Below are 25,839 nucleotides of genomic sequence, written 5' to 3' on the forward strand. Positions count from 1 at the left end.
TAACTTACCTCTCAGTTTGTTCAAAAAGAAAAAGCCGCCTGATTTGGCAGCTGATCTTAAATATAAGCACCCGATAATTTAAGTACATTCCTTCACAAACTTATTTACAAGGTTGAAATTCAATCGTTCTTGCTTGATACATTTTGTCTCGATATTCATAAACAATTAAAATATTTCCAACAAAACTGGCAGGAGATATTTGTCCAGCAACGTTTACAATTAGATGGTTGTCACTGACTTCATAATCAATAATACTTCCAAAACCTATATCATCAAATAAGTTTTTGGATTTTATTTCTAAAGAGGTGATATCAACTGTACATTCCTTGTCTCCGACAATAACTTCGGCTTTCTTTGCAGTTAACTTAGTTTTTACGTTCTTATGAATAATTGCTAAAGGATTATCAACAATCACTTCATTTACGTTTAAACCACCATTATTCAGTATGTCAAAGACATAAACCTCTTCCCATAAGACACCCGTTCCATAACCCTTTGTTAAGATTATGATTAACTCTTTCTTTTGGTCTATGTTGATGTCCTCGTAAATAATCTGTGGAGCATAGGCAGGGTTTAATTCGCTAATCCAAAAAGGTCTAGAATATAATCCCCCTTTGAAATTTATTTTGAAGTCCCTAAATAATCCATTCATTTTCTTAGCATAAAGAGTTATATTTTCTTTATCGTTCCTGCTAATAATTTCATACCCCTCAATTTCTGCTTCTCCAATGGCAGGTTGAATTATAAGAACAACTGCTAAAATTAATCCAATAATAGTTTTCATAGAAAACACCTCTATTTAGTGTTCCCAAACCGTTTTCTTTATTCAACTTACCTACCCCTTTAGTGCACTAAAAAAGCCGCCAAAGATGGCAGCCGTTCTTAAAGCAATATTTGTACAATCAAATTTCAGTCTATATCGCTTCTATACTTTTCAGGTAATAACTCCATTACATTACACTTTACCAGTTCACTGTTATAAGAAATGATTACATCAGTTTCTTTGCCGTAATCACTAATTAACTCTCGACACATCCCACAAGGAGCAACCACCCAGCATGTCTCTATATCCTCGTGTGGGTGAGGATGAGCTACTGCTACTATCGTTTCAAATTCGTGTTCTCCTTCTGATATAGACTTACCAATAGCCATTGCTTCACCACATACGGTTATTCTCCCAACATTCGCTTCAACGTGTACTGCTGAAAATACATTACCAGATGTTGTTCTGACTGCTGAACCAATGTGATGCCGTCCATACCTGTAATTCTTTTCAATCACTTTTTCTGCTTCTTTTATCAATTCATAGTCTTTATCTTCCAAAGGTCTTACTTTTAACATAAAAGATCTCCCCCATCTACTAGTCCACCGTTATCTTAATACATATCCTTCTGAGTAAAATTCCAAAACGCCACAGCCAGGCAGCCTGCCGTCCAAACCCCAAGCACGGTCAGCGAAAAGGACAGAGACATCCCTTCAATCGGCGGAGCCTGCCCTTCCAGATAGTTAATCAGATCAAAGTTCAAGTTCACTAGGTATTTGGAGCTGGTCCAGCTTGAGCCGAGGGAAGACAGCAGGGTGCCTGCGATTAACACAGCCATCATGGACCCAATTCCCGTGGCTGTATTTTTCACCAGGACAGAGATCATAAGGCTTATTGTTCCAACGACCGCTGTCACCACCCATGCAAGCCCGGCTGACATCAGCAGGTATTTCCACATCGGCAGGGTATGGATATACTCTGTTGAAAATTCACCAGTTGCAGAAGCTTGAAATCCTGTTAAAATAGGGGCGGTCCAGCCGTCATATCCGAGGACGATCCCTGAAATCCCATAGCAGACGATCACCGTAGCCGCCATCAGCATGGAAGTATACAGCAGCACCGTCAGCCATTTGGCCATCAGAATCCGCCACCGCCTAACCGGCCGGGACAATAAGGTTTTGATTGTGCCGTCATTGTACTCTCCGCTCACAATATCTGCCATGATAATAATAATGAATAACGGCAGGACAAGTGTGACTCCCTGCGATAAAAAGATGCGGATAAACGTAGGGGCTCCAGGATAGTTCGGGTTGATATCGTTGTCCAGATAATACTGCTTTTGCTTCAGATCAAATTCGAGGAACTGTCTGAATTCGTCCTGGATTCCGCTTGATGCCAGCCGGTTTTGCCGGTCGACAATTTCCTGCTGAAGCTCCACCCGCCAGTCCAGAGTGCCCTGCTTTTCAATTTTCTCCTGTATCTCCCGGTATTGGGCATATGTAAACATCGACACCAGTATGACTAAAATCAGGATGACAACCGGCAGGCGCTTTTTGGAGGCTATTTTCATCACTTCATTGCGAATCAGGCCAAGCATATTTGGATTAGACAATATGATCGCCTCCTGTCAAACTGATAAATAGATCCTCCAATGTCTGCACTTTCCTTTCAATCGTCCATACCTCAATGCCCGCTTTCATGAGTGCTTCATTGAGGATTGAGGTTTTGCTTTCATCCATCAGCGTATGTATCGTATGGTCATCGTACAGTTCTGCCGCCTGGACATGCGGGGATTCCTTTAAAATAGCTAGCGCACGGAAAGAATCACTGACTCTCCAGTCCACACCGGCAGACAGTGCACCAACCAGATCACTCACACTGCCAACCTTTACGATTTTTCCATGGCTCATAATAGCCACGCGATCTGCCAGCAATTCGATTTCACTTAAAATATGACTGGATACGAGAACCGAAAGACCCGTTTCATCTACCAGCTTTCTGATAAACAGGCGCAGATCCTTGATTCCCATCGGGTCCAGTCCATTCGTTGGTTCATCCAGTATCAGCACATCCGGCCGGCCCAGCAATGCCTGAGCAATCCCCAGCCGCTGCCGCATCCCTAAAGAATAGGTCCGCACCTGATCATCGATTCTGGCTGTCAGATCCACCAGATCAATGACTTCCTGTATCCGTTCTTCATCCACACCGGGAAGCATACGGGCAAACATCTGCAGATTTTCACGGCCGCTTAAATACTTATACAGCTCCGGATTTTCGACGATGGAACCAAGGCGCTGCATCGCCTGAACGAATTGCTTTCTTACATCAAAACCGCAAATGTGAATCTTTCCGGACGTTGGCTTAATGAGCCCGACAAGCATCCGGATCGTAGTGGTTTTCCCGGCGCCATTCGGACCGAGGAATCCAAAGACTTCGCCTGGATAAATGTCAAATGATATATTATTAATAATTGTTTTCTTTCCAATAATCTTCGTTACATTTTCTAATTGTACTGTTGGCTTTAAACTCACAGCATCACCCCTGTTCTATTCTAACTAAATCTTCGAACAATAACTCTTTTGAATACTCCAGTTTGGAAAAAAATTGATACAATCAAATTAGAAGGAGAGGTCAAAACATGAAAAAATGGATGTGGCCGTTATTTATAACCCTATCCCTTGCCCTGACAGTTCTGTTTGGATATGGACTTGCCAGTGCGTATAGGGATGTTACCAGCCCGCCCCAGGGAAAAGCTTTGGAGAAAACCGAAGAAAGTCCTGCCACACCCGGCGATACATATGTCGCCCTTGGAGATTCATTAACGAGAGGTGTCGGCTCGTCGAAAGGAGAAGGTTTTGTCTCGCTTGCTGGAAAAGAGCTTAAAGAAAGCAATATCGTAGATCGTTTTCAAAACCTTGGGGTGCGTGGCGCCAGAATTGAAGATTTATTAACGCAGCTCGAACAGAAGGAAGTCCAGAGATCTATTAAAGAAGCCAAAATAATCTCCATCACCATTGGAGGCAATAACCTTTTTAATAGCGGGAAGATTCTGGAGAAATATTCAGAGGAAACCGCCCTGGGCATTGTGGACACCGAAATTCCGAATCTTGAGAAAACATTCAAAAGCATTCGCGAAACCAATCCGAATGCCGTCATCGTCTATATGGGACTTTATAATCCTTTCAAGCAATCGCCAAACGGTGATTCATTTGATTCCATCATCCAAAAATGGAATGAGTCTGCCCGGACATTAGGATTGAAATACCGTGTTCAGATAGTGGATACCTTCAATCTGGTTACAGATGCCAAACGTGACCTGTCCAGTGATGTCTTTCATCCGAATGATGCTACATATCAACAAATGGCGGAAAGCCTGTCACTTGTTTTTGAGAAGAATATCGTTGAATAATTAAAAGGTGAATCTGCAGAAGGCTTGCGGATTCACCTTTTTCTTCTAATTTAATAGTAGAAGAGCACACCCGGATCCCCGGACAGCTCTGAAATCTAAAACACTTGCCGCAATTCAATCTGCCCTTCCCCATATCCTTGCGGGTCAGGCATCCGCATGGCCAACTCGATCGCTTCTTCCCTCGATTTTACATCAATCAGAATGAAGCCGGCAGTCAGTTCTTTCGATTCAGTAAATGGGCCTTCTGTAACCACTGGCTTTTCCCCTGGTCTCGAAAAGGAAATGCGAATGCCATTTGAACTTGGATGAAGTCCTTTAGCCATTACTCTCACGCCCGCCTTAACTAATTCTTCATTGTACTTCGTCATGGCTTCCATGAGCTCAGGGCTTGGGAGATTACCGGCTTCCGAATTCTTTGAGGCTTTGACAATCAGCATAAACAGCATAATTACTTCCTCCTTTTTCTGAGACAGATTGACCTCTTTTATACAACAAACCGTCAACTTCAAAATCGGCAATTTCTTAATCTAAAAATGGAAATTTTTCGCTATAAATCTACTCTTCACAAATCTCTAATATCCGGTTTATTGGACTGTACCCGGTTGATATTCAGAACCTTTGGATCTGCTGCATCCGTATTGTCTATTTTGCAGATGATACACCATCTGCCTTTTACTTTTGAAGTTAACGGAACTTCTATATCATCCCCGTTGCCGGTTTTGACGAGGACGCGGCCATCGTATCTGGCAAAGTTCTCCCCTTTTGAAATAAAGCCGAGAAACCGGAAAATATTCGTGGCAATGATGACTGAGTCCAAATCCTTCAGTGTTTTGATCGTCAGGTTTTCTGAATTGTTTCCAGACGTGTTTCCGACACCGGAGTCCCGATCAAGCTTAATAAATGGAGAGGCCTGGAACCCGCCCTTATTGCCAAAATAAATATGTCCAAACTGGCCTGTTTTGGTTTTATAAAAAGCGTGCAGATCCAAATCAACACCCTTTGTCCATTTGAGCCTGACTTTAACATTTTCAATTTTGGCTGCCTTTCTGAGTGAAACCCCTTCTCCGGGTTTATCCAGCGTGATTTTCCCAAGCTTAATCGGCTGCTGAACAGCTGGCTCCGGCACTATAGGCGGTTCGGGTTTTGCTGCAGTCTCTTGTAAAATAGGAGTTTCGATTTCCAGCGCGGGTGCCGCCTCAAAAGCGCCGCTCTCCTGCTCTTCTTCCACTTCAATGCCAAAATGATTGCACAGTGCAGCAAGTCCGCCGGAAAAACCGCCGGTATTGGCTGAAAACTTCCAATCTCCGTTTCTATTATATAATTCACCCAATACTAAAGTTTTTTCAATCGTAAAAGATCCCAGCTTATATGTAAGCAGTTCTTCCCCTGTTGCTGCATTGCTGAATAAAATAGAAGCATTGTTCATTTCTGAGAAAGTCTGATTTTTTTTATCACCTTCATAGATGGTCAGCGTAAAAACAAGCTTTTCGATAGATGGTGTTATTAAAGGCAAATTAATGTGAAATATTTCTGTGCTTCTGCCCGTCTCTGCAACCACAGAATGCTGTACAGATTGATCCGTTGAAACACTATTGCCATAAAAAATCATGGAGGAATCATCAGGGCAATGCCCATTTTGGTCAGCCATGAATACAGCTGCATCTATATCATAAGCATCAGGACTTTCCCAGTTGATCCGGATAGCAAGCTGCGATAAGTCTGGCCTTGTTTTTGTTAAATCAATACGGGAACCTTTTTGAATGTCGGCTGTCATATTTTCTGCTCCTTTATTACCTGTTTACTGATATGATAGCTCATTCCACCAATAACTTCCAGATTCAAAGATATCTCCTGCAGGATTTATGGGCGACTGTCATCTTCCCATCGCCCTGTATAAAAGTCTGGTACATTAGTTTATTTATGACCGCCACCAGCCAATGCCCTCTTAACTTCCCGAACAAATCGTGTTTCAGCATCCAGCATAATGAGATGATCAGTGTCTTCAAAAATGACGATATCCGTAAATGGATGAATTGCCTTCATACGAGATGCATAATCCAGTGAAAATTCTTTATCGGTATTTTCATTTAAAGCAATCATAAGTGTTATGTTTACTTCTTCTGAAATTCCAGCCGCAATTTCCTCCGGGTTCAATTCCCATTCAGCCTTCATGTATCCCAGCTGTCCATCGTCATTAATTTTGTATTGATATTTCTTTTCGGCATCATTCCAGACAATTTGATCCAGAACGGCCTGCTCGATGGATGGATTCCATAAAGAAGGATTATCCCCCTTCATAAACTCGATAAAGCTGGATTGGCTTTCGAAGATATGATCGGGCATCGTTCCATTTTCAATATCTGACCATGATAAGCCCTCTGTCTTACTGAATGGATAGTATCCTCCATCCACTAAAATTAAATTCTTCACATTTTGATACAGACTTGTATAAACCAGGGCAACGGACGCCCCGATAGAGCTCCCCGCCATACATACCTTACTGCTTAACCCAAGCGAAGCAATTAGCTCATGGATTTCCCTCGATACCTCTTCAAAGGAATAGTGATCTAACGCGTTACTCTTACCATGGCCAGGCAAGTCAACTAAAATTAAATAATAGGAATCTTTCAAGCCATCAACAACCGGTTCCCAAATCTTATTCGTCCAGCATAAACCATGGATAAAAACGATTGGCGGATTTGATCGATCCCCTGCTGTGACATAATGAATATGGTTTGTCATCATTTAACTCCCTTTCTTTTTTCCTACTGATCTCCTTTTTCCACCAGCTTAATTTCATTAATTCTCCACTTCTCCTCTCTGTCAAATCGTCCTGGCGCCTTAACCATAACAAATTGATAATCCTGTTTAATGTCCTCTGCCGTATGATAGGTAAGGAAGATTTTATCATTTTCAATTCTGAACGCTTTAAGATCAAGAACCGAATTTGGCACCCATTCAAACCCTTTATTATTAAAGCCGAAGCCGCAAGGACAGTTTCCTTCCCTATCAATTGTGTAGGATCCTGCCCCGTCTTTTAGGGCAATAAACCCATTCGCCTCCTCAAAGGTTTGTACGGCCTTGTATGTTTCAACCTCCCTTACAGCATCAGCAAATTCTTTATATTCTACAGCAGACCGCAAAGACTCGATTTCCTTTTCCAATTCCGAAAGGGTTACTTCTAAATCCTTATTTTCCTTTCTTTCCTCATCCAGCATACTAGCTTTCATTTCATATTCTTTTTTAAAACTTGCGGCTTCCTCAGCTAACTGATCCTTTTCCTTCCGCAGCACCTCAGCCTTGTTTGAATTATTTAAGCCATCCATGATAGCCAAAACGGCAATCATCAATAAAATAAGAAAAGCATAAGTTTTATAGTTTCTTTTCATAACTTTCACTCCCATCCCAGCCCGAAGTTCCACCAGCTGTGCTGCCCATTACATGCAAAAGAAGCCCTTCCGGACGGAACCGCTTTTCTACCATTTATTATTCCACTTATTCCTGTTATTTTGATATTCGCCCCTGAAAATATAATCAGCACTTTTATCTGCGCTCCATTGGGACAAAAATGTGGAAATTGTCATAAATATCCCGCCAACAATAAAACCGGCCATATAATAGCCCATAAAAAATAAAACAAAGGAACCTGTAAGTGTTAGAATCATGATCGTAAGCAGCCAATTTTTAACTTGCTCTTTTGTTTCATGCTTCATCTTATCCCGCCTTATCGGAAAGTAGAGTTGTATTTATTTTCTAAATATTACCTCTATTTTAACATAAATTACCTTTCTGACAGCATAAAAAATAACCTTGACCTCTTGGATCAAAGTTATCAGGTTCTTACTCAAACTTCCCGGCACATTCCCGAATAGCTTCACCTTCAAGCGTAAAAATGCCGCTTCTTGGCGGTTTCACGGATTGGATCATGGCTTGAGCCAATATTTCTGTCGGCAGCGGTTTCTGTGAACGAAGCAGTCCGAACCGATTAAAAAACTGTACGGCTTTCATTCCGGCAACCTCCATGGTTCTATCACTATTTTTTCGTACCAACACAGGCGGCTTAAAGATTGTCACGCCAGGAAACCCTAAATCTTTCACCGATTCTTCCAGCTGCCCCTTCATCCTCGGATAAAATAAGGGAGAATTAGGCGACGAGCCCCCTGAAGATACCAAAACATAATGACTGACATGGTTTTCTCTGGCTATCTTGGCAAACTGGTATTGGTAGTCGTAATCGATTTTCCATTGCGCTTCTTTACTTCCCGCAGCTTTTAAGGTCGTTCCCAAACAAGAAAACAAGACATCGCCTTTCACGGAATGCTTCCATTGTTCAGGTTGATCAAAGTCAATCACATGAACCTTTAATTTCTCATGCTGGATAGGAAGCTCCCGCCTGACAAAAACATCTACCTGATGAAAGGACTCATCTTCCAGCAGCAAATCCAGCAGGTCCTTGCCTGTTGCTCCCGTAGCGCCTATTATTAATGCGTGCATTTTTATCTCCTTCTATTCTGGATAGTTTCTTTCAATTATATATTACATTCAAATATAGGGAACTAAAGATCTATTTGCTCGCCTGATTCCATCAGACATTGTCCTAAACCTGAATAAAAGCTTGTTTAAAGGGTAATATAACTCTATAAAACTTTTACGAGGTGAGGGAAATGTCTAACATGATCAATCAAGAAGAAATTGAAACACTGCTAGAGTTAATCAAAGACATTGACACGGCCATGCTGACCACGGTTACGGAGGAAGGACTTGTGTCCCGTCCAATGAAAACACAAGAAGTAGAATTTGATGGTGACTTATGGTTTTTCACGAAAAAAGAGACTGCTAAGTATGAGGAAATTCTTCATGATCAGGATGTTAATGTAGCTTATGCAGGCAAATCCTATGTTTCCGTCCGCGGCAAAGCGGAAATCGTTGAGGACTTGGAAAAGAAAAAGGAATTGTGGAGCAAAGCATATGAAGAAATCATGCAGACATCTTATGATGATCCCAACGTTGTCCTTATAAAAGTAAAAACGGAAGCGGCCGAATATTGGGAGACTGGCAATTTTACGAAAAAAGCAGCTTTTCTCTTTAAACGCATGACAGGGCAAAACTCTAAATCAACAGATATTAACGAAACAGTTGATATGAATAAATAAAGCAGAAATGGATTGTCTGGATGACAATCCATTTTTGTTGCGACAGATGAGTTCATTTTGACCGATTATGCCCCCCACTTTTTTGGCTGCCCATAAAAATATTTTCAGCTTTAGATTTCATTTATCTTAGGAATTAGGAACGGAATTTTCCTGTTCATCATCCGCACTTCCATTTTTAAGGATTTCATTAATTTCCCCAACATCCCCTTTGGCATTAATGATTTCAAATATCTGATTCAGTCCTTCACTTGTTTCCTGATCTTTGTCTTTCATTAGAATCCCTCCATATAAAGTGAAACTTCAATCAGTGGGGGTTTTCCTTATCCCCCACTGATTGTTAGTTGAACCAATCGGGCCTTTACGGGCAGTTTGACCCCCACTTATCCTTCTTTGATTCCTCTGAATCTTGAAGCGGGGGTCTTACTGCCCGTTAGACTGCGATAAAAATCTTTCATTATAGGGTTTCCAACTTTTCCGTTTATATCCAAACAGACACCGTCTCATCTCCCTCCCTGTGATGATGCTTCTTAACCCCCTGAAAATTCCTTTTGACAATTTTAAGTAATCGGAGTAAATTCATATCATAGTATATTCAAATAATCAGATATACAAATTATAAAATTAAGAAGGGTTAGGCATGCAAAACAAATCAATTTTTACTGGAAGATATAGCGGGTATTCCTTACAAAGTTTCCAGAAGGATCTTCTGTCGGGTCTTGTGGTTGGCGTAATTGCTATTCCATTAGGTATGGCGTTTGCCATTGCTTCAGGAGTAAAACCTGAATATGGAATTTATACGACAATCATAGCAGGGATTTTGATTTCACTGTTCGGCGGGTCGAAATTTCAGATCGGAGGACCTACTGGTGCATTTATCCCTATCTTGTTTGGGATTGTGATGACATATGGATATGAAAACCTATTAATTGCCGGATTTATAGCAGGGGTTATATTATGTTTTATGGGGATTTTCCGGCTAGGGTCTTTGATTAAATTTATTCCGAGGCCTGTAACGATTGGGTTTACAGCAGGGATTGCTGTCATCATTTTTGCCGGTCAAATTGCCAACTTTTTAGGACTGACAGGTGTTGAGAAGCATGAATCATTTCTTAGAAATATAAATGAAATTATCGTTCACTTTCATACCATGAATGGTTATAGTGTTTTAACAGGCGGGATTTGTTTAGTGACCATCTTACTGACATCTAAATTCTTCTCCAGGATACCCGGATCTCTTGCTGGATTACTGCTTTCTACGCTTGCAGCGATTTTCTTCTATCCAAATCAAGTAGCAACGATTGAATCAACATTCGGGGATATTCCAAGTTCGTTGCCCCATTTTGAGATTCCGGAGATTACGTTTGAAAAAATACAGCTGTTAATCGGACCTGCCTTCATTATTGCTTTACTTGGCGGCATTGAATCATTATTATCTGCAGTAGTGGCCGATGGAATGACAAAAAGTAAGCATAATAGTAATCGAGAACTCATAGGCCAAGGAATTGCGAATGTAATAACTCCATTTTTTGGCGGGATACCGGCTACAGGCGCAATAGCCAGAACAGCCACAAATATTAAAAACGGAGCCATTTCTCCATTTTCCGGAATCATCCATGGAATCGCGGTTTTGCTAATTTTACTGCTCTTTGCCCCTTATGCGTCGACTATCCCTTTAGCAAGTATGGCCCCGATTTTAATGGTCGTTGCTTGGAACATGAGCGAGAAGCAGGAATTTTATCATGTATTAAAAACCAGGACTGGTGATTCACTTGTTTTAGTTGTGACCTTTTTATTAACGGTTTTTGCAAATTTAACGATTGCTGTTGAGGCAGGCCTCATATTAGCTATACTACTATTTACGAAACGTATGAGTGATATGATGGTAACTTCAAAGTCACTGCCCAATCATGAAAACAAACATGGAAAAATCCAATCTCACATGGTGACAGATACTCATGACTGTCCTCAAATTAGTATTTATACTGTAGATGGCCCATTATTTTTCGGGGATGCTCAATCGTTTGAACAGTCAGTCTTGAATACGTTCACCAACCATAATACGAGAGTTTTACTTTTAAGAATGGGGAAAGTTCCGCTGCTGGATACAACGGGCGAATATTATTTATCCAGGGTTGTAAAGGATTTCTCAAAACACGGGATCATTTTAATATCTGGAATAAAACCTCAGCCAAAACAAGTGCTTAAAAAGACAGGATTATATGAATTTATAGGAAAAGAATATTTCTTTGAACATACTGGTGATGCGATTAATTTTTCACTTACACACTTAAATAAAGGTAAATGCCTGGGCTGCAAACACTTTGCGTTTAGAGAATGTACAGTCTTTTCTGGTGAAGAAAGTGATAGGCAAGAATTAAGAAAGGCTGCCAGTTCATCTTAAAAACCGATTTGAAAGAGAGGGCCAATAAATTGAACCTTGAAATCCAGCAGTTTAAAGCTGAATTCTTTAAAGCTCTTGCCCATCCTTTAAGGATTAGGATATTGGAATTATTAGCGGATGGAGATAAAAATGTTAATGAAATTCAAAGTCTTGTAGGAAGTGAAGGGTCTGCGGTTTCACAGCAACTAACTGTCTTAAGAGCTAAAAATATTGTCACGGGAACGAAAGATGGAAATCGTGTAATCTATTCCTTAAGAGATCCCATGATTGTTGAATTACTTCAAGCAGCACGCCAAATTTTTAATAACCACCTTGTCGATACGATCGAAATGCTAGATAAGTTTAATGATGATGATAATACCGAACAGCCTTAAACGGCGATTATGAAAAAACAGATGAAATCAGGTGACTAAAATGTTAACGGGATTAATAATTGTTGGGGTTTTGATTGTTTTCATTGTGCTATTCTTAAGTGTTATCACAACTTCTAAAGCCTATAACTTTAAGCATACCGTGGACCCCTTAGAAAACAATCCAAATATAAGCGAAGATCGCCAGGTACAAAATAGTAACAATAAATAATATTAGATGCCACTTCAGCAAAAATAAGGGATAATCCTTCTTGGATCATTCCTTTTTTTGCTTGTTTACTTTCTTTTATCGTTTGGTTAAGTTGGCTATTCAATAATTTTAGTTGCTAACCCTTCTTCTTAAAATATCTATTTCGAAATGAGATATTTCTCTTTGAAGGCTGGACTTAGTTCACTCCACACATCAAATTTATTGCCGTCTAAATCATAAAAGACAAAGTTTCTTCCAGAGTGCCCTCTGTCTTCGATCTCTCCAACACTTATTCCGTTTTGCTTAAAGTCTTTATGTACGGCTTCTAAGGCACTTAATCCATTAACTTCAAATGTAAGTGAAAATCGCTCATTGCCGTAAATATCAAAGAAATTGGCGCTTTGATCTTCCTTAGATTTCACAAGAAAAATACTCTGATTGGCAAGGTTTAAAATTGCTTTGTCCTGATCTTTGTAGCTTAACTCTGCTCCTAATTTATTTACATACCACTCAGAGGAAAGCTCTACATTTGTTACTGGTATATAGGTTGTACCTACTCGTAATAATTTCTCGCTCATTTTCGTCATCTCCCAAATTTTAAAATATTTGCTTTAAATGTAATAAATAAACCGTGAATATATATATGGATGATTCTCCTATTTTGCATGACTGCCTATGTTCTTACGAGTTCATTCCTGTCCATTTAAAGTATCAATTGTATCCCAGCCGTAAACAAGTTCATAAAGTTTCTTTCCTGCAATCTCAACTTTAATCTTATCAATAACCTTGCCGCCCATGGCCTCATAAAATAACGTTGAATTATTATCCGCTAATACAAAAACGAGCATGGTGTTCATCCCTGATTTTCCTAATTCCTTAATTACAGATTTAACAAGAGCCTTACCTATTCCTTGCCCTTGGAATTCTTTCAAAATATAGATGGAACTGAGTTCGCCCAGGTACTCCTTGTAATCCCCACTTCTTTCCTTGCCTCCAGATGAAAAACCAACAATCTGTCCTTCATCATTTTCTGCCACAAAGACAATCCCCTGAGGAATAATATTAATCCATAACTCTTCACGGCTTTGATAGGATAAATTCTCTAAGAATTCTTCTGGAAAAATATTTTTGTATGTAGTTCTCCAGCTGTCAACGTGTACCTTAGCAATTGCGCCTGCATCTGATAATTCAGCTGCCCTAATCTTCATATAGCACCTCTTTTCAGTTCGTATATTACTCATTTAGAACATACCTTAACCTGCAGGCGGAATAACCCCTGATATAAGCAGAATAAACAGCACTAATCCAATGGAGAAAAAAATGATGGAGGCTGTGAAGACTGGCCCCCTCCTAAACACAAACACTTCCCGCTTTTGGATGAGGCCTGTTTGTGCGCTTGCATTTGAGGAACTGAAATCAGAAATAACTCCCCCGCTGCTTGAAAAGTAAAAGCTAAGCCCAGCAAAAGCCATGCCAGTAAAAAACATGACCTCTATGAACCTTACATAGAATGTGGAGGCAACGAAAAGTGTTACACCCACTTCAATCAGAAAAGTCAGAAGCAAAACAATAAAATATTTAGTCCGTATGATTTTCTCCTCCTTTTCAAGTACCTTCTAAAAATTAGTTTAACATATTTTTACAAAAATTACTCTATTCTGAAAATGAGGTTTGTATTGTACTTCCGGCTGCAAATGCTTAAATTTCCGGCCTCTATGCTATAATCTTAAGGGTGAAACTAAAGATAGAGGTGACAACCCTTGGGTATACATGTCGTACTATATCAGCCGGATATTCCGGCCAACACCGGAAATATTGCCCTGACTTGCGCTGGAACGGATACAGCTCTGCATTTGATCCGGCCGCTTGGCTTTTCAACAGAGCCGGAAATGATCAAGCGGGCAGGCTTTGATTTCTGGGACTCTGTGAACATATCGTATTATGATTCCATGGATGAATTTTTCTCAAAAAACCAGGGGGAGTTTTACTATATTGAAACCTTTGGTGAACAGGCCCATTCATCCTTTGATTTCAGTGATGTCTCAAAGGAGCATTATTTTATGTTTGGAAAAGAAACAACAGGCTTGCCTAAAGACTTGCTGGAAGAAAATAAAGATCATTTCTTGAGAATCCCAATGAATGGCAATGTCCGATCACTCAACCTTTCAAGTACAGCTGCAATATTGGTGTATGAGGCATTGCGCCAGCAGGGATTTCCGAATATGAAATAAACCATCTTCTGCGCCGGAAGATGGTTTATCTTTCCCTCTTATAAAAGGCATTCTCAAATTTGATTCAGTCCCCCTATCTCTCTTTAACACCTTCAGGTCCATCACTTTTCAGGTTTCAGAATGGTTCTTTGCAGGGGAACGCCTCCCATCGAAACATTGCGTTCTATGAAAATATAGGTCCGGCCATCAATAATGAATTTTCGATTCCCTACATAGCTGACCTCTCTCCCTTGGTTGACAAGTTCACTCTGGATTGCCTCAATATACTCTTTGAAGTCCACATACCTCTCATCCAGATCAATCGTGATATGATTTTTCCTATATCCCATAAGCCAGTTAAAACCAATCAGGCATAAACCGAGTATAGCCAGAAATAGTATGGTTTTCATATCGAGGTTTCACCTCCCTGCTAATAACTAATGTATGAGAGTGATATTCATTCGTTTCATGTAAAACTTTCACCGCCGGGATCTTAACACATTTTCTTATTAACTATACCGACCTTATCCACCTCCTTCCTGCTTACTTCGCATTGCTTTTATATGTGATTGGGATTATCGCAACCGCCCTTTTTTATTAAAAAAATAGCGGATAAAAAAAACCGGACGGTATCAGAACTGGACACCACCCGGTTTTCAGTATATTGATTACTCTTTAACAGCCAATTTCTCACCCGTTTGATTCTCATGATGAGGTTTCACTCTCTTAATAAAGAAAGCAAGGATGAGTGCAATCACCGCAATCGATGCAGAAAGGAAGAAAGTGAAATTAATGCCATGCAGCATCGCTTCATTCATGATTTTCTGCTGCATGGAAGCTGTGGCCTGTGCAGATGGCTGAGCTGCACTGGCACTCATATTGGCCAGTGTGTCAGCAGCCAGTTCCTCCGCTTTTTCTTTCGTGCGGTTGTTCATGACGGTAATTAGCAGCGCGGAGCCAATGGCACCGGATACCTGCTGCAGTGTATTATTCATAGCAGTTCCGTGCGGATTATTTATCGCCGGCAGCTGATTCAATCCATTTGTCATGACAGGCATCATGACCATTGACATCCCGAACATCCGGAATGTATACAGCAGAACAAGGGTAGAATAGGCCGTATTCATGCCGATTCTGCTGAAGTAATAAGATGTCACAACGGTAATGGTCAGCCCAATCACCGCCAAAACTCTTGCCCCGTACTTATCAAAGAGTTTCCCTGTAATGGGAGACATGATTCCCATTACAATCGCTCCCGGAAGCATCAATAGGCCTGAATCCATTGGTGAAATTCCGCGGATGGTCTGTACATAAATGGGCATCAAAATCATCGCTGAAAACATAGCGACAGCTATCACGATTGAAATGGCTGATGACAGGGCAAACATCGGATATTTGTAGATGCGAAACTCAAGCATAGGATCATCCATCCGCAGCTGCCGGAGTATAAAGGTAATTAAAGCAAGTGCCCCAATCACAATCGTGCCGTACACGAGCGGACTATCCCATCCTTTTTCCCCTGCAGAACTAAAACCATAAAGCAAGCCGCCAAATCCGATGCTTGATAAAACCAGCGAGATGAAATCAAGCTTAATGGCTCTCTGCGGTGTGATATCTTTTAATTTAAAGACTGCAAAAACTACGGTTAACAGGGCAATTGGCAGAACAAGGTCAAATAACATTCTCCAGCTGTAATGTTCAATCAGCCATCCTGAAAGAGTCGGCCCAATTGCTGGAGCTGTAATCATGACAAGACCAAACATCCCCATTGCTGCCCCTCTTTTTTCGACCGGAAATGCGGTAAGCATGACATTCATTAATAGGGGCATCATAATCGCCGATCCTGAAGCCTGAATCATCCGAGCCCCTAATAACACACCAAATGCAGGCGCAATGCTGGCCAGGAATGTTCCCAAAGTAAACAGTGACATGGCTGTAATGAATAATTTCTTATCGGAAAATCGCTGAATGAAGAATGCACTCGCCGGGATTAAAATCCCGTTAATAAGCATATAGCCTGTAGACAGCCATTGTACGGCAGTTGCATTCACATCAAATTCTTCCATAATGGATGGGAGAGCAACGTTCAGCAATGTTTCATTCAATATTGCTACAAAAGCCCCGATAAATAAAATGGCGATCATGCCATATGGCGGTTTGTTTTGATCCGTATTGGTTTGCTGCGACATAGAGATCAATCCTTCTTTCTAAGTTAACTATAGATGATACACCCGGCCGGGTCAGACTTGAATGAGACCTTCCTCCAAAACACCCTGCAAAAACGGACTCGGTTCACCCACGCTGCAGAGCTGCAAATCATGCATCGCTCTCGTGCAGGAGGTATAAAACACTCTGCGCAGGCTCTCATCACCATATACTTTTTCCGATGCATCATAAATGATGACGGCATCAAATTCAATGCCCTTGGACAAGTACGAAGGTACGACAACGACTCCTTCTTCATATTCAGTCGAATTGCTCCTCAGGAGTTTTATTCCATCGATGCCGGACAGGGCTTCATAGGCCTTTGCACTTTCCTCAGCAGACTTACAGATAATGGCCATGCTGTTAAGCCCCTGGCTTCTCCAGTCAGCAACCTGGGAGGCAATGAAGCTGTGCAGTTCGGTGTGATCGGATAATTGCTTCAGCTCAGGCAGCTTGCCATCGCGTTCAAACGGGATGATCTCTTTCCCGTTAGGAACCAGTCTTCGTGTAAATTCGATGATTGGTTTAGTCGACCTGTAGCTCCTCGCTAAATTAATCAGTTCTGTCTGATCCGGACCATATAGGCTGGTGAGTGTGTGAAAATCAGCCGTTTCGCTGGCATGGGCGAAAATCGCCTGGTTAAAATCACCGAGCACCGTCATCTTGGAAGCAGGAAACAAACGCTTTAAAAACTCAAATTGAAACGGAGAGTAATCCTGCGCCTCATCCACCACAATATGTTTAATCGAACTATTCGTCTGAAAACCTTGAATCTGCTCCTTCACATATAAAAATGGAGTAGCATCTTCATAACATAATCTGCCTTCACCGAGCATTTCCTGTGTCGATTGGCAGATAGCAGCCCATTCTGCCGGCATCTCCTCTTCCATCCACTCTCGGATCTTCAGGGGATCTGCAAATAGCTGCTTGTATATCGCCTTAAAATCAATGAAACGCATGGCCCGGATTTGTTTTCGCAGCGGCTTGAATTTTTTCCGGACAATCAGGCGGGCTAACGCTTCAGGCTCGATTTCATAATCATGAATCGAATCCCCTGTAAAGCCGCGTTTTTTCGCCAGGTAGGCATGCGCCTTATGGTATTCCTCATTGCTGAGCAGCTCGATTTCCTCCTGTACCCACTCCTTGGACCGTTCAGCTTTTTCAGCTTCAGTAATTTGCTTAATAAGCCAATCCGCCAGCTTCTCAAGTCTGTTATGGAATCGGAGTGAAGTGCCGCTGCTGTAGAATTGAGCTGCCATTTGCCGAGCAGCAACAATCGGCTTTCCTCTGAAACTTATATCCTTAAACATCATTCCCGATAACTCCAGCGACTTCAAGTACGCATTAATGGCCTCAAAAAACCGGGCAGATGCTTTAAATTTAATGCCCGCAACCCTTGATCTGTAGTCAGGGGTTTTCGCAGCAGTTAAGACATACTCCAATTGCTCATATGGATTTTCTACGGCAAATTCTTTACCCAGCCGATGATCCAAATATTCCTGGAAGGTAACCTGCTGCATGTTCTCTTCCCCGAGCTCCGGCAGCACATTGGATACATAGCTGTTAAACATCCTATTAGGTGAAAACAGAATGATTTGATCAGCATTCAGATTTTCGCGGTACTTGTAAAGCATATAAGCAATCCGCTGCAGGGCAGCTGACGTCTTGCCGCTTCCGGCCGCACCGTGAACAATGAGCAGCCTTCCCTGATCATGACGGATGATCCGGTTTTGATCCTGTTGAATGGTCGCGACAATATTGTGCATATGCTTATCAGTTCCCTTGCCGAGAACCTGCTGCAGAATTTCATCCCCAATGGTCAGACTCGTATCGAACATGGATTGAAGTTCACCGCGGCGGATCAGATATTGCCACTTTTTCTCCAATGTGCCCTCAATTGTGCCTCCGGGTGTTTCATACTTAGCAGGCCCCGGCTGATAATCATAGTACACACTCGAAACCGGCGCCCTCCAGTCGTAAATAAGAAAATTCTCGCCGCTCTGATCCCTTAACGTAGCAATGCCAATATAAACAGGCTCCTGTTCGGAAGAGCCTTCTTCCGTAAAATCGATCCGGCCGAAATAGGGCACCTCTTCCATTCGGCGCAGGGTGGACAAGCGCTTTGAAGCATGCCGATGGGTGCTTTGGCTGACAGACAGAGCCTGTGCCTCCTGCCTCAAACCGATAATGGTCTCCAAATAATCATCAAAGGTATCTGTGTTCACCTTGACTTCATCCCAAAAGTGTTTGCGGATATGAACCACTTCGTTTTTACGCCTGGAGGTTTCTTCTTCCAATCTGCGGACTTCCTCCGTAATCGTCTCCATTACACCATCCAATCGTTTTTGCTCCTGCTGAAGTTTTGAATTCATAGCAAACACTCCTTTAAAAAAATTTATAAAAAGGTTGACAAACGAATAGATTTCATTATATAATTAAGATAGGGATAATATACTTAACTTTAATTACATAATGTGCATCTATATAAATTTATCACAGGAATTCATCTATTTCAATAGATAATTATAAAAAAAGAGCCGTATTTACAGTTTTAGCGTAAATATGGCTCTTTTTATTTCTTTTTTAATCCAGATGCCCACATCTCCTCATGCAGTCTAAAGCAGAAACCACCGGAAAATTTAGCTTTAAAGTACTTAGAGATATGTTAGGGTAATACATATAGGGATGAGTCCCTTGCAAAAAAATTTAAGGAGGCCTCGTCATGATTATCAAGTGGATTCGGCACAGATTATGAACAGGGGCAGGTCTAAATGCTCCGGAAAGAATCTGATCTGCGATATTTAGAACAATGATACGATCATACGGAGGTAAAAGATGAGTGAACAAATAATGAAAATAAATAATGTGGATATATGTACAGAGAGCTTTGGAAACTCCAAGGATCCAGCAATTCTTTTGATCATGGGCGCAATGTCTTCACAGGACTGGTGGGACGAAGATTTCTGTCTCCGTCTGGCTGATCAGGGGAGATTTGTCATTCGGTACGATCATCGGGATCTGGGAAGATCGACCACTTATGAACCCGGGACTTCCAATTATACAATAACAGACTTGGCTGACGATGCAGCAGGCGTACTGGATGCTTATCACATTGATCAGGCCCATATTGTCGGGATGTCCATGGGCGGATTAACTGGACAGATTCTTGCCTTAAGATATCCGGCCCGTGTATTGACACTTACGCTTATCGCATCAAGTGTGTTCGGAACTGAGATGGAAAAGCTGCCGCCAATGGATCAGAATATACTGGATTACCACGCGAAGAGCGCTTCCATCGATTGGTCGGATCGGGACGCTGTCATTCCTTATCTTGCGGGCGGATGGAAAACACTAGCCGGCTCCAAACCTTTCGAACAGGAAAGAATGTATAAACTTGCAGCAAGTGAAGCAGACCGCGCCAATCATCTGCCGAGCAGATTTAACCATGCCCTGCTTCAAGGCGGAGAAGAATATTACGATAGAATGAATGAGATCCGCGTACCAGTTCTCATTATACACGGCACAGAAGACCCGGCCCTCCCATACGAGCACGGACTCGCGCTTAAGAAAGCCATCCCGCATTCTGAATTGGTGACACTTAATGGAACTGGACATGAGATTCATAGTGAAGACTGGAATCAGATTATAGATTCTGTTGTAAAGCATAGTTCTTGATAAAAGAATAGTTAAGAAAAGTTCAAAGCCCAATTTCTCAAAATTATTAATGAGAAATTGGGCTGCTTTTTCTATACAATCCGATATTAAAAGAACCCTGCTACTAATGGATTGGAATCAATGCTTCAGCATACTTAATACTTTCTTTTAAGTAAACAGGCGCTTTCGGGTGATGTAAGATCTCTTCAGTTGTTAGCCATAACACCTCTTCGACCTCATCGGAACATAAAGGTAATGCATCACCAGATTCATATTCGCATAGAAAAACAATATCTACTACATTATGATTAGTATCTGTTACGAAAGAAGTACTGTGTACATAAGTTAAACGGTCTTTTACTTTTACCCCGACTTCCTCTAAAATTTCACGCTTTACAGTTCTTTCTAAAATATTTGATGAGTTTCCTTCTAAATCCACCTTTCCTCCAACAAGGGAAAGCAAACCACCTGCATGTTCCTCTTTTTTACTTCTTTCAACAATGAGCCACTTGTCATTTTTCCTTATAGCCCCTTCTACATTTACAATAATCATTTTTAGCCTCCAGCTCATAAATTTCACTTTCCATAATAAATAGAAGCAGACCACGTTTTATAAAGGAGCAATTAATTCAACTTTAATTCGATCAGGATCTTCGAAATAGACTGCGTAATGAGCAGTTCCTCCCGCAAAAGGATGCTTGTTTTTATAAAGGATATTGACCCCTTTAGCCTCTAATACATTCGTTATTTCATCAACGTGAAGCCGTGATTCAGCATAAAATGCCAGATGATTCAGCCCCACTCGGCATCTATGATATGGAATATCAAGAAAGCGTTCCTCTGCCTGCACAAAGACAATGTAGGTTTCACCTAGTCTCCAGCTTTGTCCGAATTCCCATTTTTGAAAAGATACATATCCTAACTCCTCGAGAAACCACCCCCAAAATTCGGATGACCTTTCCAAATTTGATACGTACAGCTCGATATGATGGAGCAACCCCTTTGACAAATACACACCTCCTGGTGAATAAACATTCCAAAATATAGCTACTTACCTAATCTAACATTTCTACGTCTTTTTCAATTCCCCTTTGTTTAACTAACGCACCCGTTTGTTTAAGTACAATTATTCACAAACTTTACAGTGGGTATTTTAGATAAGCCTTTTTGCAAATCCAACACTTTTTTCTATATAGCCACTATTTTTATAGAATTTATGAGCATTAATTCTCTCTGGTCGGTTCCCACTATTTAGCCCTATTCCCGTTGCTCCAATTTTTTTTGCCCAAATTTCTGCCTCGTTTAATAGCTGTTTACCTATCCCTTTATTACGGTGATTTGAGTCTACCACAAGGGCTACAATACGAACATATAAGCCATCTAATTCATAATAATACCCTTTTACAAGTCCTATCATTCCAACTACTTTAGCATCATATAATGCTAACAAAGTATGGTAGTCTGGACTAGATTCAATATTGCTAAATCGTTTTTTCATTTTTTCGATTGTTGTGGGATATCCAAGGTGTTCCATCAATATAGTTATTTCCTTAATATCATTCACTGTTGCTATCCTAATTTCCATTTCACACCTCACTATATTTTTATTTCTATAAAACTTCTGTAATTACCAATATTTTTCCTTTTTCCATTAACCTGCCCGCTAGTTGAAAAAACAGGAATACCTATCATTCCTGTTTTTGTATCACAGATCTAAGCTGGCACTTTTCTTTTCCCTACTAAAAAATAAAGCAAATAACCGACAATATTTAATAAAGTAAACACGATAACCCAACCAATATTTAATCGTTTATGATGATAAGCATTAACGGTTGCCCAAATAGTGAACAAAGTTATATAAACTGCCATCCCTGAGAACAAAATTATAGACATTAAACTACCAATATGTCTCGTTTCCATTTCAACGTACCACCGTTTACCATCGCCGTTTCCATAAGGAAAGAAATCGGCTTGAAGCCATTCAGGATTCCACACTTTTTGTTCATATCGGTAATCTGGCTTTGTATCTCTTACATAATCAAATACCAAATTGTTATTATCAACATTACTTACATTATAAATTTCGATTTGTGAAATTTGGTCTGTTCCTTGAACGAGCCCTTTTATTTCTTCTTCCATATCTTTTGAAATGGCTCTTTTTCCATCCAACACATCAAAAATTTTAGTCGCAACAATGGAATTTTCGCGTGCATTTTGTTCTTCTAATGACCATATAACTCCAAATGGGGTAACAGTAGTAATAAGGCATATTAAAGCTAGATAAAGCACCCATTTTGCAAATACTTTTTGTGCTTTAAATAATTGCCCTATAACAGAACGCATTTCATTTTCTCCGCCAAAACGGTTAATTGCTATTTCAATAGCTTCTTGTTCTGATTTTCCCTCTGATTTCAATTCGTGAACTGCTTCTAACAAATGATTTTTCATTTCTGCTTTTAAATCTTCAATGTCTTTCTTATTCCCACCAACATTATGATAAACTTCATCAACATACGATTCTATTTGTTTCATGCTTGTTCTCCCCTTCTAAAAACGAATCAATAATTTTTTTTACAAACTGCCATTCCAAACGCTTTTTTTCAAAACCTTCTTCACCCTGTGGTGTAAGTTTGTAGTATTTTCTTCTTCCTCCTGGTCCTTGTTCATCGCCCCAGTAAGATTCAATCCATTTATTTTTTTCTAAACGCTTTAGAGATAAATAAAGTGTCCCTTCCTTTATTTCAAATTGGTCTTCGCTTTTTTCTCGAACCAGTTTTGCTAACTCATATCCGTACAAATCTCTAGTATGTAGTAAAGACAGTATTAACGTATCAATATGACCCTTTAGCACTTCTTTATTAACTTCCAAATTTGCCCACCCCTTATCTAAAGATAAAATAAAATACTATATAATGCAAGGTATTATAATAAATAAATAGGACTCTAGGAATGATAAGTCCTTTTTCCATAAAAATGCCCCTTTAGTTGAATAACAAAATCGGTCTTTAATAGTGTGGTTATTAGGAGTCTTTGTCTAATAGTGAATTGATTAAATATCTAGATGCAATACAGTCTCTAAAAATTTTAGCCAAATGAAGTCTGTTTTGGTTCAGCCATTCCTAATTGTGCCCATTCTTCTTTTGAAGGACCGTAGATCCCTGGAACACTAATTCCTGCTTGTCTCATTAGAATAGTCATTTGTCCCCGGTGATGAGTTTGATGTTGGCTTAAAAATAATAAAAGACTTCCCTTTGTCATGTTTATTCCAAAGAAGTCAATTTGTTCCATAAGAGTCTGATCAGTCCATTGAGTTTTCAAAGCCTCAACAAATTCATGTGAAGATTTAATATAGCTTTCAGCAATGAAGTTAGCGGATGATGGGACAGACCAGTCTTCATCAGGAGCTTTAAACCTTAATCCTGCCTGTGAACTAATAACTTTAATAGAAGTGACCGTATGCCATGCAATACGTCCTAAAGACCATTGATTTGGAGTGACTTCTTGCTTTAATGATTCATCCGTGAGATTTTTAAGAATCCTGCTTGTAGCTCCTGCCTCAAATTCCCAAGATGTATAAAAATCGCTTAAACTATGATACATCTTCAAACTCCTCTCAATAATATGCTTATTAACATTCTCCCTTTTAATTAAATTACCTCCTCCTTTTTCTTTAAGGCTGCACCCCAGAAATAACGATTTCCAATTCTAGTTGAATTCTCCTTGTATAAAACCTCTTCTTATTCAACAACTGCCCTCGATAGTACAACAAACGATCCTCCCCGTTAGTAACATAACAAAAAGCCACCTGGCTTGGCAGCTTAACATTTAATGAATGATGTCTGGTCCCCCACCGGCTTTAAAGCTTAAGGCACTTATTTTAAGTAAAGTCTACTTATAGTTCTGCTGTATACCTATTCATTTTCTTTCGTTCATGTGTATTATTTTATTTAAGGGGAGGTATGTGTAAATGAAAATTGAGCGCTTATCAAATGGAAGAGTAGAAGATTTTTTAAATTACTGCAGGATTCATAAAGGAGCAGTTGATTCTTCCTTTTTATATGAGGATGATTTAAAACAGTTTCAAGATACTGAAGAGAACCCAACCTATTTAGCAATTGATGAAAATGGGAAAGTAAAAGCAGTTGCTTCCTTGATTATGGATGAATATGCGAAAAGCGGGCGGAAATCAAGATTTCGCATTTTCCACTCTGAGATTGAAGATATTGATGTTTATAAAGGCTTAATGAACGAATTGTTGAAGTATAAAGAAGGCTACGATAAATATTTTATATTTATACCGCTTGATAATAAGAAGCTGCAAAGTAATTTATCACAATTACAATTTTCAGCAGAACGGTACTCGTTTATCCTTTTACGAGATCATTCACCGGTTGCGTCAGTAAATCTTCCGGAAAACTATGAAATCAAAAATTATGAATCAGGGAAGGACGAAGAAATCTGGTGTATGGTCCGAAACACTGGTTTCGCTAAGCTTAAAGGGAGCGAAACACCAATGAGCCCGGACCAAGTAAAGAAAATGATGGCTTCTGATGACTATCTTGATGGCGGGGCCATGATACTCTACCATTATGAAAGGCCGGTTGGAGTGGTGAAATGTTCCGACGATGAATATAATGATATTCAGACAATGAATATCGGGTCTCTTGCCTTGATTCCAGAGTACCAAGGTAAAGGGTTAGGAAGAATGCTTCTGCGGAAAGCTATGCAGTTTGGATTAGACCAGTCATACAAACAAATATATTTATCTGTAAATGGAGAAAATGAGCAAGCAAAATCATTGTATGTGCAAGAAGGATTTAAAGAAGCAGAAGGTTTTGTGTGTTACTCTTGCCATTTTTAAATACTTAAACAAAAATATGGCAGTCTGGAATTTTAACAAGAGGGTCCGGCTGTCATATTTTTTTCGGTCTTAATGTTGCAGCCTGCTATTCATTTCACTCCATAACTTTTGGGTTCCATAGAATAATGAGCTTTCTTACCCGCTGTAAAATAAGAGCCAGAAGAATTATTCTTTAAATGATAGCCCTTCTTCTTTTAAGCAGGTTCTCATAATAGGCAGGGAAGCTGGTCCAATACCATGAAGTTTTAATATTTCTTTTTCTGTGTAATTTGATAGTTTTTCCAAAGTGTCTATTCCATCGAATACCAATGCATTCCTTGCAGGAGCACTGAGTTTTGAAAGGAAGCCACTATTGGGTTTATTCTCTTTATCACAGGCAGGGCAGCTTTTACACTCACTAGTTTTGTAAAATTTATGTCCCTTTTCACAAATCCTTAAACTTTTACCTACTGCCAAGATAATTCCTCCAATTCTAGACTAATCCTGTATTATCTATTATGAATCGTATATTCATTTTATAAACTATTCGTATACCGCCACCCTATTTATGACTTCCCTTTTCATTTAAGCTTCCCGGCTGGTTAAAAAAGGATCGGCTGTAATGAACAGCCGATCCTTGAAA

At 40.2% G+C, this 25,839-nt stretch carries 31 protein-coding genes; 8 read left to right on the plus strand and 23 right to left on the minus strand.

Going from position 1 to position 25,839, the window contains the following annotated elements:
- Positions 1–100: 100 nt before the first annotated feature.
- The 4 genes from LLY41_RS19745 to LLY41_RS19760 all read right to left on the minus strand — a co-directional run bounded on the left by LLY41_RS19745 (position 101) and on the right by LLY41_RS19760 (position 3,294).
- Positions 101–784, minus strand: a complete 684-nt coding sequence (locus LLY41_RS19745; protein WP_304586311.1) for a hypothetical protein — start codon at positions 782–784, stop codon at positions 101–103.
- 125 nt (positions 785–909) lie between these two features.
- Positions 910–1,341, minus strand: coding sequence for a cytidine deaminase (locus tag LLY41_RS19750; RefSeq protein WP_304586313.1), 432 nt, complete (start codon positions 1,339–1,341; stop codon positions 910–912).
- A 35-nt stretch (positions 1,342–1,376) separates the two neighbouring features.
- The gene (locus tag LLY41_RS19755) at positions 1,377–2,360 is read right to left on the minus strand and encodes an ABC transporter permease (RefSeq protein WP_304588068.1); all 984 of its coding nucleotides are present in this window, start codon (positions 2,358–2,360) and stop codon (positions 1,377–1,379) included.
- Between the two features lie 7 nt (positions 2,361–2,367).
- Positions 2,368–3,294, minus strand: a complete 927-nt coding sequence (locus tag LLY41_RS19760; protein WP_304586314.1) for an ABC transporter ATP-binding protein — start codon at positions 3,292–3,294, stop codon at positions 2,368–2,370.
- A gap of 107 nt (positions 3,295–3,401) precedes the next feature.
- On the opposite strand from LLY41_RS19760, the gene LLY41_RS19765 reads away from it, so the two are divergent.
- A complete protein-coding gene (locus tag LLY41_RS19765; RefSeq protein WP_304586316.1) occupies positions 3,402–4,172 on the plus strand; it encodes a GDSL-type esterase/lipase family protein in 771 nt (256 codons plus the stop codon).
- Positions 4,173–4,267: 95 nt separating this feature from the next.
- Here the strand turns inward: LLY41_RS19765 and LLY41_RS19770 are convergent, their stop codons facing one another.
- The 6 genes from LLY41_RS19770 to LLY41_RS19795 all read right to left on the minus strand — a co-directional run bounded on the left by LLY41_RS19770 (position 4,268) and on the right by LLY41_RS19795 (position 8,666).
- Entirely contained in the window at positions 4,268–4,618 is a 351-nt protein-coding gene (locus tag LLY41_RS19770; protein ID WP_304586318.1) for a YciI family protein, read from the minus strand.
- 116 nt (positions 4,619–4,734) lie between these two features.
- Complete coding sequence (locus LLY41_RS19775) at positions 4,735–5,946, minus strand: TerD family protein (protein WP_304586320.1); 1,212 nt, start codon at positions 5,944–5,946, stop codon at positions 4,735–4,737.
- Between the two features lie 140 nt (positions 5,947–6,086).
- The gene (locus LLY41_RS19780; protein ID WP_304586321.1) at positions 6,087–6,917 is read right to left on the minus strand and encodes an alpha/beta fold hydrolase; all 831 of its coding nucleotides are present in this window, start codon (positions 6,915–6,917) and stop codon (positions 6,087–6,089) included.
- Between the two features lie 20 nt (positions 6,918–6,937).
- A complete protein-coding gene (locus tag LLY41_RS19785; protein ID WP_304586322.1) occupies positions 6,938–7,561 on the minus strand; it encodes a hypothetical protein in 624 nt (207 codons plus the stop codon).
- A gap of 87 nt (positions 7,562–7,648) precedes the next feature.
- A complete protein-coding gene (locus tag LLY41_RS19790; RefSeq protein ID WP_304586323.1) occupies positions 7,649–7,885 on the minus strand; it encodes a hypothetical protein in 237 nt (78 codons plus the stop codon).
- A gap of 127 nt (positions 7,886–8,012) precedes the next feature.
- On the minus strand, positions 8,013–8,666 hold the full coding sequence (locus LLY41_RS19795) for an NAD(P)H-binding protein (RefSeq protein ID WP_304586324.1): 654 nt from the start codon (positions 8,664–8,666) through the stop codon (positions 8,013–8,015).
- 170 nt (positions 8,667–8,836) lie between these two features.
- Here LLY41_RS19795 and LLY41_RS19800 point away from each other — a divergent pair, with 170 nt between their 5' ends.
- Entirely contained in the window at positions 8,837–9,325 is a 489-nt protein-coding gene (locus LLY41_RS19800) for a pyridoxamine 5'-phosphate oxidase family protein (RefSeq protein WP_304586325.1), read from the plus strand.
- 126 nt (positions 9,326–9,451) lie between these two features.
- On the opposite strand, the gene LLY41_RS19805 is transcribed toward LLY41_RS19800, so the two are convergent.
- Positions 9,452–9,598: a hypothetical protein gene (locus tag LLY41_RS19805; protein ID WP_304586327.1), complete on the minus strand. Its 147-nt coding sequence runs from the start codon at positions 9,596–9,598 to the stop codon at positions 9,452–9,454.
- Between the two features lie 364 nt (positions 9,599–9,962).
- Here LLY41_RS19805 and LLY41_RS19810 point away from each other — a divergent pair, with 364 nt between their 5' ends.
- The 3 genes from LLY41_RS19810 to ytzI are packed head-to-tail and all read left to right on the plus strand — an operon-like array spanning position 9,963 to position 12,308.
- A complete protein-coding gene (locus LLY41_RS19810; protein WP_304586329.1) occupies positions 9,963–11,726 on the plus strand; it encodes a SulP family inorganic anion transporter in 1,764 nt (587 codons plus the stop codon).
- Between the two features lie 29 nt (positions 11,727–11,755).
- Positions 11,756–12,100: an ArsR/SmtB family transcription factor gene (locus LLY41_RS19815; RefSeq protein WP_095244180.1), complete on the plus strand. Its 345-nt coding sequence runs from the start codon at positions 11,756–11,758 to the stop codon at positions 12,098–12,100.
- Positions 12,101–12,140: 40 nt separating this feature from the next.
- Positions 12,141–12,308 (plus strand): YtzI protein, encoded by a 168-nt coding sequence (gene ytzI, locus LLY41_RS19820; protein ID WP_304586331.1) that lies wholly within the window; start codon positions 12,141–12,143, stop codon positions 12,306–12,308.
- Positions 12,309–12,445: 137 nt separating this feature from the next.
- Here the strand turns inward: ytzI and LLY41_RS19825 are convergent, their stop codons facing one another.
- Both LLY41_RS19825 and LLY41_RS19830 read right to left on the minus strand, forming a co-directional pair.
- Complete coding sequence (locus LLY41_RS19825; RefSeq protein WP_304586333.1) at positions 12,446–12,865, minus strand: VOC family protein; 420 nt, start codon at positions 12,863–12,865, stop codon at positions 12,446–12,448.
- Positions 12,866–12,976: 111 nt separating this feature from the next.
- A complete protein-coding gene (locus LLY41_RS19830; RefSeq protein ID WP_304586335.1) occupies positions 12,977–13,495 on the minus strand; it encodes a GNAT family N-acetyltransferase in 519 nt (172 codons plus the stop codon).
- Between the two features lie 552 nt (positions 13,496–14,047).
- Between LLY41_RS19830 and LLY41_RS19840 the strand changes: the two genes are divergently transcribed.
- Positions 14,048–14,518 carry a tRNA (cytidine(34)-2'-O)-methyltransferase gene (locus LLY41_RS19840; RefSeq protein ID WP_304586337.1) on the plus strand — a complete coding sequence of 157 codons (471 nt, stop codon included), beginning with the start codon at positions 14,048–14,050 and terminating at the stop codon, positions 14,516–14,518.
- A gap of 101 nt (positions 14,519–14,619) precedes the next feature.
- On the opposite strand, the gene LLY41_RS19845 is transcribed toward LLY41_RS19840, so the two are convergent.
- The 3 genes from LLY41_RS19845 to helD form a co-directional block, all read right to left on the minus strand.
- A complete protein-coding gene (locus tag LLY41_RS19845; protein ID WP_304586338.1) occupies positions 14,620–14,907 on the minus strand; it encodes a hypothetical protein in 288 nt (95 codons plus the stop codon).
- Positions 14,908–15,165: 258 nt separating this feature from the next.
- Positions 15,166–16,686, minus strand: a complete 1,521-nt coding sequence (locus LLY41_RS19850) for a DHA2 family efflux MFS transporter permease subunit (RefSeq protein ID WP_304586340.1) — start codon at positions 16,684–16,686, stop codon at positions 15,166–15,168.
- Positions 16,687–16,737: 51 nt separating this feature from the next.
- Complete coding sequence (gene helD / locus LLY41_RS19855) at positions 16,738–19,074, minus strand: RNA polymerase recycling motor HelD (RefSeq protein WP_304586342.1); 2,337 nt, start codon at positions 19,072–19,074, stop codon at positions 16,738–16,740.
- Positions 19,075–19,537: 463 nt separating this feature from the next.
- Here helD and LLY41_RS19860 point away from each other — a divergent pair, with 463 nt between their 5' ends.
- Complete coding sequence (locus LLY41_RS19860) at positions 19,538–20,377, plus strand: CBF family alpha/beta fold macrolide esterase (protein ID WP_304586343.1); 840 nt, start codon at positions 19,538–19,540, stop codon at positions 20,375–20,377.
- A 103-nt stretch (positions 20,378–20,480) separates the two neighbouring features.
- On the opposite strand, the gene LLY41_RS19865 is transcribed toward LLY41_RS19860, so the two are convergent.
- From LLY41_RS19865 to LLY41_RS19890, 6 genes are all read right to left on the minus strand, one after another.
- The gene (locus LLY41_RS19865; protein WP_304586344.1) at positions 20,481–20,909 is read right to left on the minus strand and encodes an NUDIX hydrolase; all 429 of its coding nucleotides are present in this window, start codon (positions 20,907–20,909) and stop codon (positions 20,481–20,483) included.
- A gap of 57 nt (positions 20,910–20,966) precedes the next feature.
- The gene (locus LLY41_RS19870; RefSeq protein ID WP_095244170.1) at positions 20,967–21,365 is read right to left on the minus strand and encodes a VOC family protein; all 399 of its coding nucleotides are present in this window, start codon (positions 21,363–21,365) and stop codon (positions 20,967–20,969) included.
- Positions 21,366–21,509: 144 nt separating this feature from the next.
- Positions 21,510–21,941, minus strand: coding sequence for a GNAT family N-acetyltransferase (locus tag LLY41_RS19875; RefSeq protein WP_179288997.1), 432 nt, complete (start codon positions 21,939–21,941; stop codon positions 21,510–21,512).
- Between the two features lie 128 nt (positions 21,942–22,069).
- Positions 22,070–22,888 (minus strand): permease prefix domain 1-containing protein, encoded by an 819-nt coding sequence (locus LLY41_RS19880; protein ID WP_095244169.1) that lies wholly within the window; start codon positions 22,886–22,888, stop codon positions 22,070–22,072.
- On the minus strand, positions 22,863–23,225 hold the full coding sequence (locus tag LLY41_RS19885; protein WP_304586346.1) for a PadR family transcriptional regulator: 363 nt from the start codon (positions 23,223–23,225) through the stop codon (positions 22,863–22,865). Before LLY41_RS19885 ends, LLY41_RS19880 begins: the two co-directional genes overlap by 26 nt.
- A gap of 215 nt (positions 23,226–23,440) precedes the next feature.
- Positions 23,441–23,956 (minus strand): DinB family protein, encoded by a 516-nt coding sequence (locus LLY41_RS19890; protein WP_095244167.1) that lies wholly within the window; start codon positions 23,954–23,956, stop codon positions 23,441–23,443.
- Positions 23,957–24,323: 367 nt separating this feature from the next.
- On the opposite strand from LLY41_RS19890, the gene LLY41_RS19895 reads away from it, so the two are divergent.
- Positions 24,324–25,217: a GNAT family N-acetyltransferase gene (locus tag LLY41_RS19895; RefSeq protein ID WP_304586348.1), complete on the plus strand. Its 894-nt coding sequence runs from the start codon at positions 24,324–24,326 to the stop codon at positions 25,215–25,217.
- A 165-nt stretch (positions 25,218–25,382) separates the two neighbouring features.
- Here the strand turns inward: LLY41_RS19895 and LLY41_RS19900 are convergent, their stop codons facing one another.
- A complete protein-coding gene (locus LLY41_RS19900; protein ID WP_304586349.1) occupies positions 25,383–25,673 on the minus strand; it encodes an RNA polymerase alpha subunit C-terminal domain-containing protein in 291 nt (96 codons plus the stop codon).
- Positions 25,674–25,839 lie beyond the last annotated feature (166 nt).

Source organism: Cytobacillus firmus, from assembly GCF_023612095.1.
Classification (GTDB): Bacteria; Bacillota; Bacilli; order Bacillales; family Cytobacillaceae; genus Cytobacillus.

Coding starts and splice junctions, on each gene's coding strand:
- LLY41_RS19745 (WP_304586311.1), bottom strand. CDS start 784: ATGAAAACTATTATTGGATTAATTTTAGCAGTTGTTCTTATAATTCAA.
- LLY41_RS19750 (WP_304586313.1), bottom strand. CDS start 1,341: ATGTTAAAAGTAAGACCTTTGGAAGATAAAGACTATGAATTGATAAAA.
- LLY41_RS19755 (WP_304588068.1), bottom strand. CDS start 2,360: ATGCTTGGCCTGATTCGCAATGAAGTGATGAAAATAGCCTCCAAAAAG.
- LLY41_RS19765 (WP_304586316.1), top strand. CDS start 3,402: ATGAAAAAATGGATGTGGCCGTTATTTATAACCCTATCCCTTGCCCTG.
- LLY41_RS19770 (WP_304586318.1), bottom strand. CDS start 4,618: ATGCTGTTTATGCTGATTGTCAAAGCCTCAAAGAATTCGGAAGCCGGT.
- LLY41_RS19775 (WP_304586320.1), bottom strand. CDS start 5,946: ATGACAGCCGACATTCAAAAAGGTTCCCGTATTGATTTAACAAAAACA.
- LLY41_RS19780 (WP_304586321.1), bottom strand. CDS start 6,917: ATGATGACAAACCATATTCATTATGTCACAGCAGGGGATCGATCAAAT.
- LLY41_RS19785 (WP_304586322.1), bottom strand. CDS start 7,561: ATGAAAAGAAACTATAAAACTTATGCTTTTCTTATTTTATTGATGATT.
- LLY41_RS19790 (WP_304586323.1), bottom strand. CDS start 7,885: ATGAAGCATGAAACAAAAGAGCAAGTTAAAAATTGGCTGCTTACGATC.
- LLY41_RS19795 (WP_304586324.1), bottom strand. CDS start 8,666: ATGCACGCATTAATAATAGGCGCTACGGGAGCAACAGGCAAGGACCTG.
- LLY41_RS19800 (WP_304586325.1), top strand. CDS start 8,837: ATGTCTAACATGATCAATCAAGAAGAAATTGAAACACTGCTAGAGTTA.
- LLY41_RS19805 (WP_304586327.1), bottom strand. CDS start 9,598: ATGAAAGACAAAGATCAGGAAACAAGTGAAGGACTGAATCAGATATTT.
- LLY41_RS19810 (WP_304586329.1), top strand. CDS start 9,963: ATGCAAAACAAATCAATTTTTACTGGAAGATATAGCGGGTATTCCTTA.
- ytzI (WP_304586331.1), top strand. CDS start 12,141: ATGTTAACGGGATTAATAATTGTTGGGGTTTTGATTGTTTTCATTGTG.
- LLY41_RS19825 (WP_304586333.1), bottom strand. CDS start 12,865: ATGAGCGAGAAATTATTACGAGTAGGTACAACCTATATACCAGTAACA.
- LLY41_RS19830 (WP_304586335.1), bottom strand. CDS start 13,495: ATGAAGATTAGGGCAGCTGAATTATCAGATGCAGGCGCAATTGCTAAG.
- LLY41_RS19845 (WP_304586338.1), bottom strand. CDS start 14,907: ATGAAAACCATACTATTTCTGGCTATACTCGGTTTATGCCTGATTGGT.
- LLY41_RS19850 (WP_304586340.1), bottom strand. CDS start 16,686: ATGTCGCAGCAAACCAATACGGATCAAAACAAACCGCCATATGGCATG.
- helD (WP_304586342.1), bottom strand. CDS start 19,074: ATGAATTCAAAACTTCAGCAGGAGCAAAAACGATTGGATGGTGTAATG.
- LLY41_RS19860 (WP_304586343.1), top strand. CDS start 19,538: ATGAGTGAACAAATAATGAAAATAAATAATGTGGATATATGTACAGAG.
- LLY41_RS19865 (WP_304586344.1), bottom strand. CDS start 20,909: ATGATTATTGTAAATGTAGAAGGGGCTATAAGGAAAAATGACAAGTGG.
- LLY41_RS19875 (WP_179288997.1), bottom strand. CDS start 21,941: ATGGAAATTAGGATAGCAACAGTGAATGATATTAAGGAAATAACTATA.
- LLY41_RS19880 (WP_095244169.1), bottom strand. CDS start 22,888: ATGAAACAAATAGAATCGTATGTTGATGAAGTTTATCATAATGTTGGT.
- LLY41_RS19890 (WP_095244167.1), bottom strand. CDS start 23,956: ATGTATCATAGTTTAAGCGATTTTTATACATCTTGGGAATTTGAGGCA.
- LLY41_RS19895 (WP_304586348.1), top strand. CDS start 24,324: ATGAAAATTGAGCGCTTATCAAATGGAAGAGTAGAAGATTTTTTAAAT.